This is a genomic window from Roseibium sp. HPY-6 (assembly GCF_040530035.1).
GTDB lineage: Bacteria > Pseudomonadota > Alphaproteobacteria > Rhizobiales > Stappiaceae > Roseibium.
Genome location: NZ_JBEWCD010000002.1, coordinates 2,299,923 through 2,313,571, shown reverse-complemented (window position 1 = coordinate 2,313,571; position 13,649 = coordinate 2,299,923). Strand labels below are relative to the sequence as shown.

Here is a 13,649-nt window from a genome sequence, read left to right as displayed (position 1 = left end):
GAATTACGGAACCAATCTTTCGCAGCAATTTTTGCCTGTGTCCAGCGTCACAGGTCATGGAAAACACACCGCGCTAAGTTCGTTCTCACAGCAGCATGACACAGATTTCAAAGGCCTGTAAGGCTAGGAGGTTTTGACAATGATGCCCGGAAAATTCGCTTTGAGAGCCTTGTTGAGTGGCGCAGGTCTCGCCCTGCTCGCAGTAACTTTCGCACCTTCAGCGGCAGAAGCCGAAACCTTTTTCTGCGAAAGCACAAAGACACCCGGCGGCAATGCCAAGTACTGCAATTTTCTGTTGTTCGATAACGGTTTCAATCGCCATCGCCAGATCGTTGTCGCACAGGGAGCAAGGCGGCACGTGGAGCTAAATGGCCGCTACGATTTGTTCTGTGTTTTGGTTCAGAACCACAAGGGCGTGCCGAACAACCTCGCACTTCGCACACAGCAGTGCAAAAACACCCACAATGGTCGCGAATACAAAGTCGCAATACGTGAATTCAATTTGCGCCGCGGACGAAACGGTTTCAGCACGAATACAGCCCCCATCGTGCGGCCCGTCGATCGGTGGTAGCAAATGCGGACCGGCGCGTCCGCATTCGCGCCGGTCCGTCTAATCTCTTGATTACACTATATTCAACGCGCCTGCTGACACCTGTGCAACACTGAAGTCCTCAGCAGGCAACCGAAGAAACGCCAGGAGAAGAGAGCGAAACAACCTGACCTGAACGCGCGGATTGCTGAGCGGCCAGGCCCATTTCCACAGCGCGCCACCCGTCTTCAAGGGAGACTTCCGGCAACGCGATTTCACCGCGCACAACTGCCACGAAACGTTCATGCTGATAAAACGTGGACCCGTTGTGGTCTCCTGCATCGAGCAGTGCCGGATCTACAGGGATATCGATGCTGCGCGGTCCTTTCGGGTTGCGCGGCGAAACGACAAGCTGCGCGACGGGTGGCTCGCCTAGATCTTCCGGCCAGAAGCGGCTGGGACCGGGAACAAATGCCTCGATTTTTCCCTGTGGCCCGATCGCGACGACCTCTTCCTGATACTTCGAGCCTTCAGCGAACATGCACAGATCGAGCAATGCACGCGCGCCGTTCTCGAAGTCTACAATCACATAGCCATTGTCGAGAATGTCAGGCTGTTCGCCGTCGTAGACCTCGTCCTTGTGATTCGCGTCCTGCCCGGCGGACGCCATCACGCGAACCGGCTCGGATTTCATCAACAGCCGCATCAGATCGAAAAAGTGACAGCACTTTTCAACAAACGTGCCGCCGGAGTAGCGGTTGAACCGGTTCCAGGCACCCACTTTTTCAAGGAACGGAAACCTGTGCTCGCGGATCGTCAGCATCTTGATGCCGCCCGTCGCATCGTCAACCTGATCGATCAATGCGGCAATTGCCGGCATATAACGGTATTCCATCGCGACCCAGATCGGTGCCGGGTAAGCCGCCTTGAATGCTTCAAGTTCCGCCTGTTCCTTCGGGTCCGTGAACAGCGGCTTTTCAACAAGCAGCGGCAACGGGCGTTTTTGTCGGATCTCCTGCATCTGCGGGACATGACAGTGGTTCGGACTGGAAATCAGGATGCAGTCCAACTCCTCCACCTCAAGGAGATCGCTGACGGAGGAGACGAATTTTGCCGACGGGGTGATCTCGGCGGCTTTCGCCGACATCTCTGCGTCGGGCTCAAATATTACTGTGACCTCGGTGTCCGGCAGCAGCGCGATGTTACGCAGATGCTCCTGTCCCATCATTCCGCAGCCGATAACACCATATCTTACCTTCGCAGGCATCCAAGTCTCCTTCACGGCGGGCTTCTTGCGGCCCGCCTATTTCAACCGCTGTACGTAATGCGCCCTGTTCGTGTCGAACCAGGTGCGTGAATATTCGACCGGTTCCGGCCGGTCTGACCAGCTGAACCTCTCGATGAAACCCGTGACTGTCCCCGGCACAAGTGTGAAATCCTGCGGAGCCCAGTCTGGCACCTCTCCTATCGTCACACGATCTTCTGCGCGCGTGATCCAGAATCCGAGATGCTTCTGGTAGAACCTGTAAAGGGAGTCCGAAAGCAGGTCTCGTTTCACAAAACCCGCATCACCGTCAAGCCAGATTTCCTCGACGGCTATCACGACATCGTTGAGATATCTCAACCTGCGGATCCGCGTGCCTTCCGGACTTTTGCCGAACTCAGGAAACTCGTCCGGCTTCCGCAGACGCTCCGTGCTCAGGATGTCAGCCCGTGGCAAACCGCCTCCGCTCAGGAGCTCCAGCCGGAACATCGCGTAGATGCTCTGCTGAGTACGGCCCTGGCGTATGTAGTTCCCCGAACCCTGGACCCGTTCGAGTAAGCCTTTCTCCGTAAGGTCGGCAAGCGCCTTTCGGAGCGTTCCGATGGAAATACCCAATTCATCCGCCATGTCGCGTTCAGGTGGCAGACGCTCTCCATCGATCAGTCGTCCGGCGGCAATATCCCTGATCAGAAGCTCACTGATCTGCAAATAGAGCGGCAGCGCATTTGAGGTCTGCGACGATGATTGCATGGCGTTCGGGCGGCCTGGCTTTTAAATTGATACACTATTGATTTACATCAATGCGGATGATAAGCAAGAATAAATCGACGGTAAAGTGAACCCGTTCGAAATCAAACGAAACCCAGATCCGAAATCACCCCGATCGTTCGCGGTCCAGCTGCTGAAAACAGATCGATTTGAATGAGTTAGAGCCCGCGACCTGCGTCAGAACCAGTGCAGGCGGCTCCAGGGAGAAAATGAATGACTGTTGTCCCAGTGACATCTCCGGACCTCGATGCAGCGGAAGTTTCCTGGTTCTCCGCGTTGTGCTCGGACGACTACCAGTTTCTGGGGTTTCCGGAAGGTGACTTGCGCTCGTCCTGGAAGCATTGCTCGGAGATTGTGACAACCGCGGAAGAACAAGGTTTTCGCAATATCCTGTGCCCGTCGTCCTATCAGGTCGGTCAGGACACGCTCTCTTTCGTTGCCGGCTGCGCGCCGATCACGGAGAAAATCAATCTGCTTGCAGCTGTGCGCTGCGGAGAAATGCAGCCGATCATGCTTGCCCGTACGATCGCAACGCTCGACCACATGCTGGAAGGCCGGCTGACGGTCAATATCATTTCTTCGGACTTTCCGGGGGAACAGGCCGACAGCGGATACCGCTACCAGCGTTCGCGCGAAGTTGTCGAAATCCTGAAACAGGCATGGACACAGGATGAGATCAACTACGAAGGCGAAATCTACAACTTCAAGGGTTTAACGACAGATCCGGTAAGACCCTATCAGACGGGCGGCCCGCTGCTTTATTTCGGCGGTTACTCTCCGGCGGCGCTTGAGCTGTGCGGACAGCACTGCGACGTCTACCTGATGTGGCCTGAAAAGATCGAGGAACTTGAAGGCCGCATGAAGGCGGTTAACGAGGTTGCGGAGAAATACGACCGCACACTCGATTACGGCCTGCGCGTCCACATGATTGTCAGAGACACGGAAAAAGAAGCGCAGGAATATGCCGACTATATCGTCTCGAAGCTGGACGACGTTCAGGGTACGGCCATTCGTGAACGCGCCCTCGACGCAAAGTCGCTCGGCGTCAGCCATCAGGCAAAGAACCGGGAAGTTGCAGACGAATTCGGCTACATAGAGTCGAACCTCTGGACAGGTGTCGGCCGGGCCCGGTCCGGATGTGGTGCCGCGCTTGTCGGCTCTGCCGACCAGGTCATGTCGAAAATCGAGGCCTACCAGAAGATGGGCATTCGCGCGTTCATCTTCTCCGGCTACCCGCACATCGAAGAGGCAAAGCATTTCGGGGCGCGCGTCTTACCGAACCTGAAGACCTGCTCCCTGCCCCACGCCTATGGCCGCGTTCCGGCCGAAACACCTGCAACCCCGCTTGGCAATGGAGTCCGCCGCTAATGGAACGTGTCAAACTCTCCGACACTCTGGAATTTTCCCGTCTGATCTATGGCATGTGGCGGCTCGGCGACGATGCGGACACGTCGCCCGCATATGTGGAAAAGAAAATCCAACTGTGCCTGGACCAGGGTATCACCACGTTCGACCAGGCTGACATCTATGGTGGCTACGCTGCTGAAGCAGTTCTTGGCGGCGCGTTGAAAGCCAATCCGTCCCTGCGCAACAGCATGGAGATCGTCACGAAGTGCGACATCGTCGCCCCGGTTGGCCGATACGCGGATGCGAAGGTGAAATACTACGACACGTCGCGCGCGCATATCGACAGATCGGTTGAAAATTCGCTGAGCGACATGGGGATTGAAACGATCGATCTGTTGCTCATTCACCGTCCGGACCCACTCATGGATCACCATGAGACCGGCGCTGCGCTCGACAATCTGGTCAAAAGCGGCAAGGTGAAAAACATCGGCGTTTCCAATTTCCGTCCGTGGGACTGGGAGTTGCTGCAATCCGCCATGTCCAACACGCTCGTGACGAACCAGATTGAAATATCGCTGGCGGAGATTTCTCCGTTCACGAATGGCGATCTTGCCTTTCATCAGCGTCTTGGCACCAAGCTCATGGCATGGTCCCCGCTCGGCGGCGGCGCCTTAGTCTCCGGAAGCGGGAAACTCGGTGAAGTTCTTGACGAGATTGCCGCGCAATTTGGCGTCGACAGGTCTGCCGTCGCGGTCGCGTTTCTTCTCGCTCACCCTGCAAAACTGCTGCCGGTGATGGGAACGAACAACCCTGACCGCATCGCGAAAATCTCGGACGCGCTGAAAGTCACCCTTGATCGTGAAACCTGGTACCGGCTCTATGAAGCCGCCCTTGGAAACGAGGTACCCTGATGACCATGCAAAATGCCAATCATCCCGTTACCTTTGAACCGCATACCGAAAACACCCGGCTCCTGCGCGACGCCTTCGGCCGTTTTGCCACAGGGGTGACCGTCGTCACCACAGGGTCACATGACGGACCCGTCGGCATTACCGCCAACAGCTTTTCGTCCGTCTCGCTTGATCCGCCGCTTGTTCTTTGGATGCCGGACAAAGGTTCGCGCCGGTTCCAGTATTTCGAAACGGCAGAAAACTACGCCATTCATGTTCTCAGTCATCATCAGGCTGAGGTATGCAACGGCTTTGTGCGCAATGCACACGCCTTCGACCAGCTGCCGCACACCATCGATGAAAACGGTGTGCCGCTGATCGAGCATTGCCTTGCCCGTTTCGAATGCAAGCGTTTTGCTGCTTATGAAGGCGGCGATCACCTGATAGTCTTGGGTCAGGTCATGCAGGCAGAAATGCGCCACGGGGAGGCGCTGACTTTTTTTGCAGGCAAACTCGGACAAATCGCTCCAGAATGAGAGCACACGGTCGGACGGAATCGCCCGGTCGGATAAGAAGTACTAGGGAGGAGCCCGTATGGGGGCATTGCTGGCGGTTCTTGCACCGCTCGCCTACGTCAATTCGCAGCTGTTGCGGATAGGCCGGGCGATAGGCATCGTTGCGGTGGCCTTGATGGTCATTGCGATCTTGATTCAGGTTGTTTTCCGATACGTGTTCAACAACGCGCTGCCCTGGCCTGACGAGGCGGCGCGTTTTTGCATGTTGTGGATGACCGGGCTCATGGCGCCAACCGCCTTCCGGCGCGGCGGGTTCGTGGCGATCGACATGCTCGGTCATGCGCTGCCCCAAGCCATTGGACGGCTTCTCTCGCTCTTTCTGCTGCTTATCTCGCTCCTTGTTCTCGTGATCGCCGTGCAGATCGGCTATGCAGAGGTGACCGGCTTCGGCGGCAAGTTTGCGACCGCGTCCCTCTATGTACCGGGCAATTTCACCTTGACGGAATGGATCCGCGTGCCGAGAAGCTGGATGATGATGTCGCTTCTGGTTGGGGTCGTTCTCCTCACCCTGGTGAACATTGAGCTCATTCTTCGAAGCGTGATTTCAATCGTTGGCGGCGACGATCGCCTGCCGGCCATTCCGGATGCTGACATGGCGGGGGCTGACTGATGCTGATCTGGTTCCTCCCCGTCTTCCTGTTCTTCCTGATGATCGGCCTGCCGGTCTTTTTCGGTCTGCTCGCAGCACCGGGCATCCTGTTGTGGATGAGCGGACAAGAACGCGACATCACGTTGCTTTACCGTAACGTTTACAACGGCATGGACAGCTTTCCTCTGATGGCGATTCCATTTTTCATGCTCGCCGGCGAGCTGATGAACAAAGGCGGCATCACGACCCGACTTGTGGAATTCAGCCAGGCGCTCATGGGACACCTGCGCGGCGGTCTGGCGCACGTGAACATCCTGTCTTCGATGCTCTTTGCAGGCCTTTCCGGCTCGGCCGTTGCCGACACATCTGCGCTTGGCTCGATGCTGATCCCGGCGATGGAAAAACAGGGCTATACCCGCCGGTTCGCCGCGGCTGTTACGGCAGCCTCCTCGGTCATCGGGCCGATCATTCCGCCGTCCGGCATCATGATCATTTACGCCTATGTCATGGGTGAGAGCGTGGCTGCGCTCTTCCTCGCCGGCATCGTGCCCGGCGTGATGGTCGGCGTCGGCCTCATGCTCGTCGTCCGTCTCATGGCGGATAAGTACGATCTGCCCAAGGCCCAGAGGATCGTGAACCCGGGTCAGAAAATGGCGACTGTTGAGTACTGGGTGTCGTTTGCCCTGCTCAGGATCAACCTTGCATCCGTGCTGATTGCCATCGCTTTCGGCATTGTCGGTCAGACATCGCTCGAGCTCACTGGCGGCACAACGGCAATCCTATTCGTCGCGCTTCTGGGCATTTCGCATTTCATTCTGATGGGTCTGCGCGGAGCCGTTTCAGACGATTTCAGAATGGTATGCAAGAAGGCCGTTGCCCCGCTGCAGACGCCGATCATCATTCTTGGCGGCATTCTCATCGGTGTGTTCACGCCGACGGAAGCCGCGGCAGTTGCTGTGGCCTACGCCCTGATTATCGGTTTTTTCGTGCTGCACTCCATCAAGGTGAAGGAAATTCCCGGCATCTTGAACAGAGCCGGGATCACGTCTGCCGTGGTTTTGCTGCTGGTGGGAGCTGCCATGGCGTTCAAGACCGTTGTCAGCCTCAGCTACGCACCGCAGATCATGGCGGATTTCGTGCTGTCGCTGTCTGAAAACCCGCTAATCCTGCTGTTCCTGATCAACCTGCTGCTGTTCATCGTCGGCATGTTCCTGGACGCGGGCCCGGCGATCATCATTCTCGGACCGATCCTCGGGCCAATCTTTGTGGAATTGGGCGTTGATCCCATTCACTTTGCGATCATCATGAGCGTGAACCTGACCATTGGTCTGGCGACACCGCCCATGGGACTGGTCCTATTTGTTGCAGCGTCGGTTTCAAAGGAAAGGGTTGAAACCATCGCCAAGGCTATTCTGCCGTTCCTGGCGGTAGAAATCGCGGTGATCTTCCTGATCACCTACATACCGGCACTTTCGATGACGATCCCTCGATTGACCGGATTTGCCAACTGATCTTGAGCTTAATATGGGAGGTACCTGATGCTCAAATCTGCCCTTAAAACACTCACTGTCGCGGCAATGCTTGCCGGATCGTCATTGAGTGCCGTTGCCGCAGATTACACGCTGCGCGCAACTGCAAACTCCAACGAGAACGACGAGGATTATGACGGTCTTGTCGTTTTCAAGAACTTCGTGGAAGCCGCATCCAACGGCGCGATCGAAGTTGAACTCTTCATTGGCACACAGCTCTGCTCGAACGGCGCGGAATGTCTTCAGGGTGTCGCAGGCGGTGCCATCGACATCTACATCTCCACCTCGGGCGGTGCCTCGGGCATCTTCCCGTATGTGCAGGTTCTCGACCTGCCCTACATGATGTCCGACGACCGTATCGCCGAGCACGTTCTTTCCGGTGACTTCGTCCGGACCATGCGCGGCATGGCTCTTGAAGATTCCGACAACACGATCCGCCTGATGACGGTCGGCAACACCGGTGGCTGGCGGAATTTTGCCAATACGAAGCGCCGTGTAGCAGCTCCTGCCGACATGGAAGGCCTGAAGATCCGGACCGTTGTAGCTGACCTTCCGCAGGAACTGGTCAAGGCACTCGGTGCCTCTCCGACGCCGATTCCGTGGCCGGAACTGTTCACCTCCTTCCAGACCGGTGTTGTCGAAGGCTCCAAGAACGGCATCACCGACATCATGGGCATGAAGTTCCCGGATGCCGGCCTGCAATATGTCACGCTTGACGGCCACGCCTACATGGGCGCGCTGTGGTGGATGAGCAACGAGAAGTTCCTCTCCATGCCGGAAGACATGCGCCGTGTCGTTGTGGACGGCTTCTATGCCCTTCAGCAGGCAACGTTCGCTTCGCCGAAGCGCAAGTCCATCCAGGCTTACGAAGATTTTGTCGCCGGTGGCGGTGATCTCTATGTGCCGACGCCTGAAGAAAAGGCTGCCTTCAAGGAAGCCGCTTCTCCGGTCTATGACTGGTTCAAGTCGAATGTCGCCCGCGGTGGTGAGATCTTCGGTGCTCTGGAAGAAGCCGTCCAGGCAGCTGAAACCGACATCAACGGCGCACGCGACGCCGACCTGAACTAAGGTTAGTTGACCAGACGCGTCCGGCCGAGGCCGGGCGCGTTCGCAATTTTCCCTGCTTTCGTCATTCCGGACGCGGCTTATGCCGAGATCCGGCACTGGAAAACACGCAGCGAGGGTTGCTGAGCGCAATCACTTTTGTTGTAGCGCTCTGACCCCGGCTCGCGTTACGCTTGGCCGGGATGTCAAACAAACCGGGTGGAAACCTCACCGGAACGGATACATCCAGACCTTGTAATCATCGACCAGAATATGCGCCTTTTCGATCTCTTCCTTGGTCATTTTCTTCACAACCTCCTCCAGCGAGATCGCAGCGTCGGGGTCGCCCCCGATCGCCGACAGCGTGTACCACATGTAGGCGCGCACGAGATCCGGTGCGGGCATGCCTCTGCCGACTTCGTAGTACCAGCCGATCCCGGATTGAGCGCCCGGGTGCCCTTTCATGGCACTCCTGAGATACCACTCGAAAGCCCGTTGATCGTCCCGCTCAACGCCGAGCCCCATGGCGTACATGACGCCGATGAGTTCCTCGGCATCCGCATTGCCGGAGCGCGCGGCCGGCCAAAGCTCCTTGCGCGCCTCCTCGAATTGTCCGGCCTCCATCAGGTCGCGGGCGGCTTCAATTTCGGCCTTGGCCGGTACCGCCATAAGAGCACATCCGATCAGGGCGGCGGTCAGCGTCTTCTTCATCTGTTTCGTTCAATCCCACTCGTTGTTTTTCTGTCCGCTCCAGCACTTGCAGCAGACCTGCCGCCTCCCCTGAACGAAGACGATTTCATCGCATTCGACAAGAAGCAGGCCGCACTCGGCCAACTCCTCTTTTACGACAGGATTCTCTCGGGAAACAGGAATATTGCCTGTGCGACCTGCCATCATCCGTCTCTTGGGACCGGTGACGGGCTTTCTCTCGGGATCGGTGAAGGCGGCGAAGGTCTTGGACGGCACCGGACCGCCCTCGTCGCTGAAAACAGGATTAAGAAACGGATTCCGAGAAATGCTCCAGGCCTCTGGAACCTAGGCGCAAAAGAGCTTCACACCCTGTTTCACGACGGCCGCCTTTCGATTTCCGATGACTATGAGAACGGCTTCAATTCACCCGCAGAAGAATGGTTGCCCGAGGGGCTCGAAACGCTGCTGGGGGCCCAGGCCATTTTCCCGTTGGTCGCCCAGTTCGAGATGGCCGGCAACCCGAAGGAAAACGAAATCGCCGGCGCTGTTCACGACCGGATTGATGCGTCCTGGCCGATTCTGGCCAAACGGGTCCGGGTCATCCCGGAATACGGAAAGTTGTTCGTCGAGGCCTTTGATCATATCGAAGAGCCCGCACAGGTCACTATTTCAGAAATCGCCAACGCCCTCGCGGCTTTCCAGGCCATTGAGTGGACAAGCTTCGACAGCCCGTTCGACCAGTTTCTTTCCGGCGACGACAACGCACTATCGGCTGAGCAGAAACGCGGACTGGACCTCTTCTACGGCAAGGCCAACTGCGCGAGCTGCCATTCCGGCCAACTTCTCAGCGATCAGAAATTCCACGCGCTCGGCCTGCCGCCGTTCGGTCCGGGCCGCACCCGGCGGTTTGACCCGATGGTGCGCGATGTGGGGCGCATGGGTGAAAGCGACAGGCTCGAGGACGCCTACCGGTTCCGCACGCCCATGTTGCGAAACGTTGAACTGACGGCTCCTTATGGACACAACGGTGCCTACCCGACACTTGAAGGCATTGTCCGTCATCATCTGGACTCACACGCGATGCTTGAAAGCTGGCAACCGGATATGGCAAACCTCCCGGAGGCACCGTGGCTGGAACCTATTGATTTCGTGGTCTTCAACGACAAACGCGAAATGGCAAGACATGCTCGCTTCAGGGATATCGAGCCAATATCCCTCACCGACCGTGAAATCGCAGACCTCGTCGCCTTCTTGAAGGCACTGACGGGTACAAGGTCCGTTTCCGAACCGCCCTTTGGCATACCAGAGAGCGTACCAAGCGGTCTTCCGGTCGACCGACCGTAGACAGGACCCTCATGATCAAAGCTTTAAAGAGCCGGGCAAATCAGCTTTTTCCCGGCATTGCAATTGCCGGCCTTGTCGCCATCTCCGCCCAGTTTCTGAATGAGCACTATGGCGCGCCTGCCATGCTGATGGCGATCCTGCTCGGCATGCCCCTCAATTTCCTGTCAGAGGAGCCGCGCACGTCAGACGGAATCGCATTCGCGGCACGTACGCTGTTGCGCATCGGTGTCGCTTTGCTCGGCGTGCGGATCAGCATAGATATGGTCCAGGCGCTAGGGCTGCCGTTTCTGCTGCTGGTCATTCTTGGTGTCCTCGCAACCATCGGCTTTTCCCTGCTGATCGGACGTTTTTTCGGAAAAGACCGGCTGTTTTCGTTTCTGTCGGGCGGCGCTGTCGCGATCTGCGGTGCGTCTGCCGCAATGGCGATCGGTTCGATACTTCCAAAGCGGGAAAACGCCGAACGCGACCTTGCCTTCACGGTCATTACCGTGACCGTTCTGTCGACACTCGCCATGATTTTTTATCCAATCCTAACCGCGAGCCTCGGCCTCTCGGTCGATGCAACCAGCGTCTTTTTGGGCGGAACCATTCACGATGTTGCGCAGGTGGTCGGAGCAGGCTTCTCGATCTCGAACGAAACAGGCGATCTTTCAACACTCGTCAAACTGATCCGGGTGACGCTTCTGGCGCCTCTCGTTCTCATAGCCGCCCTGATCTTGCGCAGTGCGAGCGAAGTCGGATCCGCCCGGCCACCGCTCATGCCGCTTTTCGTGGTCGCTTTCCTGATCCTGGCGGCCATCAACTCCTTCGGCCTCATACCCGAAACGGCCAAGGAACTGGCCGGTCAGGTGTCCCGTTGGGCCTTGCTGGCGGCGATTGCGGCAGTCGGCATGAAAACGTCGATCCCGAAACTTCTTGAAGTCGGCGGCCCGGCGATCTGGATGCTGGTGACGCAAACGGTGTTTTTGGCTCTCTTCGTTCTCGCGGGCATATGGGTGATCGGGTAGCGGCGTTTGGTCCGCGTACTCGCTGCCTGATGAATGGGAGCGCCACTTTGGCCCGGTGGACCAAGATGGGGCACTCTCGGGTTGTCGTCCCGGTTCGGCGCGTCAGCAGCAAAGCCGGGACCCAACACTCCGTTTGGACGGCAATTGAACAAGACGGTCAGACAGGAGAATACCGGATCTCTGCCTTCGCAGGGATGACACGGCGGGAAACAATCAGCCTTTGTTGTGAGAATTCGGAATTCGCACCGTTTTGTCGTCCCCGTCGGAGTTTCCCCCGTGCGAGCCGGTGCACGAATGACAGTCAAAGCCGGCAATACCGGAGCATTGCCTTCCAGCCCGGGAACCCCACATTGATGTCAGAAACCCGACCCGGGGCTTTCCTTGATCCCTTGAGTGTGAAATATAGCTGCGGTCCCATTCACGGGCACGCTGCAGCATGCGGAAAACGTTTCAGCGCGTCTTCCGGCAAGGCCCCGAAAATTCGAAAGCGTTTGGATGAAAAGCTACATCACGACCCCGATCTATTACGTCAACGGTTCTCCGCATATCGGTCACGCTTTCACGTCCATCATGGCCGACATCCTCAAGCGTAACCGCCTGGCTCTCGGATATGAGCTCAAGCTCTCCACCGGTGTTGACGAGCATGGCCAGAAAAACCAGGAAGCCGCGCAGGACCTCAACATGCCGGTCGAGGAATATCTCGACATGCGCTGTGCGGAGTTCCGGGATGTGTTCGAGAAGCTCGGCGTTGAATTCGACTATTTCGTGCGTACCAGCCGCGAAGGCCACAAGAAGGCTGTCGCGGAGATGGAGCAACGCATCTTCGACAAAGGCCTGATCGTCAAGAAGCAATATACCGGCATCTACTGCAAGGGCTGCGAGGAGTTCAAGAAAGAGAGCGACCTCAACGAGGACGGACAGTGCCCGCTGCATCCGACGATGAAGGTCGAGCAGACGGACGAGACCAACTACTTCCTGAAGATGGAACCGTTCCGCGAGAAGCTCTTGAAGCACATCGACGACAATCCGGATTTCGTGCAGCCCGAGCCGTTCAAGAACGAGCTCAAGAAGATGCTCGCCGAACCGCTTGACGATCTGTGCATTTCACGGCCGAAATCCCGTGTGACCCTCGGGGTCGAACTGCCTTTCGACACTGATTTCGTCACCTATGTCTGGTTCGACGCACTCGCCAACTACCTGACCAACATCAACTGGCCGGATGACGGCTACCAGGACTGGTGGGCCGTTTGCGAACACATGATCGGCAAGGACATTCTGAAGCCGCACGGCGTCTATTGGCCGCTGATGCTGATGGCCGCCGATCTGCCTTTGCCGAAAAAGCTCTCCGTGCACAGCCACTGGGTCGGAGCCGGCGGGGTCAAGATGTCGAAGTCCATCGGCAACGTGGTCGATCCGATCGAGGTGATGGACAAGCTCGGTGTTGATGCGCTGCGCTGGTATCTTGCCCGCCACATGCGCGCGGACAGCGACAGCCAGATCTCGGTTGAGCTGATCGCACAGACCTACGAGAGTGAGTTGAACAACAAGCTCGGCAACCTGCTCTCGCGCGCCGCCAAGTTCGCCAAGTCCAAGTTCGACGGCAAGCTCCCGGTCAAGGGTGCGCTCACGCCGGAAGACGAGGCCTTGCGACAGTCCGTGCTGGAAGCGACCGCGGGTATGGGTGAATGGATCGATCTGGCCGACATTCCGGCGCGGATGCAGTCCATCATCGACGCCGCAGCGGAGATGAACAACTATTTCGACAAGCAGGCCCCCTGGACACTCTTCAAGTCCGAAGAAACCCAGGACCGCGCCCGCACCGTTGTTTATGTCGGCCTCGATTGCCTGCGCATCGTCATGGAAGCGCTGCAACAGGTGATTCCGGTATCCGCCGGCAAGGCGCTTGCCATGCTGAACGTGACCGATGTCGCGCGTCCTTGGAAACCGGAATTGGACAGATTGCCCGGCGGCACCGAACTCGGCGACATCCAGCCGCTGTTTCCGCGGGTTCAGTAGAGGCCGGGCCGGATAAAGCAAACACAAAAGCGCCCTTTCCGGGCGCTTTTTTCATTC

13 protein-coding genes are annotated in these 13,649 nt (G+C 57.5%); 10 read left to right on the top strand and 3 right to left on the bottom strand.

The features are described from left to right. Window positions 1-139: 139 nt before the first annotated feature. A complete protein-coding gene (locus tag ABVF61_RS21705) occupies window positions 140-571 on the top strand; it encodes a hypothetical protein (RefSeq protein WP_353995620.1) in 432 nt (143 codons plus the stop codon). A 100-nt stretch (window positions 572-671) separates the two neighbouring features. On the opposite strand, the gene ABVF61_RS21700 is transcribed toward ABVF61_RS21705, so the two are convergent. Continuing rightward, window positions 672-1,796: a Gfo/Idh/MocA family protein gene (locus ABVF61_RS21700; protein ID WP_353995619.1), complete on the bottom strand. Its 1,125-nt coding sequence runs from the start codon at window positions 1,794-1,796 to the stop codon at window positions 672-674. A 36-nt stretch (window positions 1,797-1,832) separates the two neighbouring features. Further along, window positions 1,833-2,543 carry a GntR family transcriptional regulator gene (locus ABVF61_RS21695; RefSeq protein WP_353995618.1) on the bottom strand — a complete coding sequence of 237 codons (711 nt, stop codon included), beginning with the start codon at window positions 2,541-2,543 and terminating at the stop codon, window positions 1,833-1,835. 231 nt (window positions 2,544-2,774) lie between these two features. Here ABVF61_RS21695 and ABVF61_RS21690 point away from each other — a divergent pair, with 231 nt between their 5' ends. Genes ABVF61_RS21690 through ABVF61_RS21665 form a run of 6 tightly spaced genes read left to right on the top strand, consistent with a single transcriptional unit; the run spans window position 2,775 to window position 8,559 of the window. Continuing rightward, complete coding sequence (locus tag ABVF61_RS21690; protein WP_353995617.1) at window positions 2,775-3,929, top strand: LLM class flavin-dependent oxidoreductase; 1,155 nt, start codon at window positions 2,775-2,777, stop codon at window positions 3,927-3,929. After that, window positions 3,929-4,819 (top strand): aldo/keto reductase, encoded by an 891-nt coding sequence (locus tag ABVF61_RS21685; RefSeq protein WP_353995616.1) that lies wholly within the window; start codon window positions 3,929-3,931, stop codon window positions 4,817-4,819. The genes ABVF61_RS21690 and ABVF61_RS21685 overlap by 1 nt, the downstream gene beginning before the upstream one ends. Next, window positions 4,819-5,334: a flavin reductase family protein gene (locus ABVF61_RS21680; protein WP_353995615.1), complete on the top strand. Its 516-nt coding sequence runs from the start codon at window positions 4,819-4,821 to the stop codon at window positions 5,332-5,334. Before ABVF61_RS21685 ends, ABVF61_RS21680 begins: the two co-directional genes overlap by 1 nt. A gap of 58 nt (window positions 5,335-5,392) precedes the next feature. Beyond that, a complete protein-coding gene (locus tag ABVF61_RS21675) occupies window positions 5,393-5,983 on the top strand; it encodes a TRAP transporter small permease (RefSeq protein WP_353995614.1) in 591 nt (196 codons plus the stop codon). Beyond that, the gene (locus ABVF61_RS21670) at window positions 5,983-7,473 is read left to right on the top strand and encodes a TRAP transporter large permease (protein ID WP_353995613.1); all 1,491 of its coding nucleotides are present in this window, start codon (window positions 5,983-5,985) and stop codon (window positions 7,471-7,473) included. Before ABVF61_RS21675 ends, ABVF61_RS21670 begins: the two co-directional genes overlap by 1 nt. 27 nt (window positions 7,474-7,500) lie before the next feature. Then, the gene (locus tag ABVF61_RS21665) at window positions 7,501-8,559 is read left to right on the top strand and encodes a TRAP transporter substrate-binding protein (RefSeq protein ID WP_353995612.1); all 1,059 of its coding nucleotides are present in this window, start codon (window positions 7,501-7,503) and stop codon (window positions 8,557-8,559) included. Between the two features lie 204 nt (window positions 8,560-8,763). Here the strand turns inward: ABVF61_RS21665 and ABVF61_RS21660 are convergent, their stop codons facing one another. After that, a complete protein-coding gene (locus ABVF61_RS21660; RefSeq protein ID WP_353995611.1) occupies window positions 8,764-9,204 on the bottom strand; it encodes a tetratricopeptide repeat protein in 441 nt (146 codons plus the stop codon). Here ABVF61_RS21660 and ABVF61_RS21655 point away from each other — a divergent pair. The 3 genes from ABVF61_RS21655 to metG all read left to right on the top strand — a co-directional run bounded on the left by ABVF61_RS21655 (window position 9,145) and on the right by metG (window position 13,592). Next, on the top strand, window positions 9,145-10,569 hold the full coding sequence (locus tag ABVF61_RS21655) for a cytochrome-c peroxidase (protein WP_353995610.1): 1,425 nt from the start codon (window positions 9,145-9,147) through the stop codon (window positions 10,567-10,569). The two genes, ABVF61_RS21660 and ABVF61_RS21655, sit on opposite strands and share 60 nt — an antisense overlap. Before the next feature lie 11 nt (window positions 10,570-10,580). Beyond that, window positions 10,581-11,576 carry a YeiH family protein gene (locus ABVF61_RS21650; protein ID WP_353995609.1) on the top strand — a complete coding sequence of 332 codons (996 nt, stop codon included), beginning with the start codon at window positions 10,581-10,583 and terminating at the stop codon, window positions 11,574-11,576. Window positions 11,577-12,071: 495 nt separating this feature from the next. After that, a complete protein-coding gene (gene metG, locus ABVF61_RS21645) occupies window positions 12,072-13,592 on the top strand; it encodes a methionine--tRNA ligase (protein WP_353995608.1) in 1,521 nt (506 codons plus the stop codon). Window positions 13,593-13,649 lie beyond the last annotated feature (57 nt).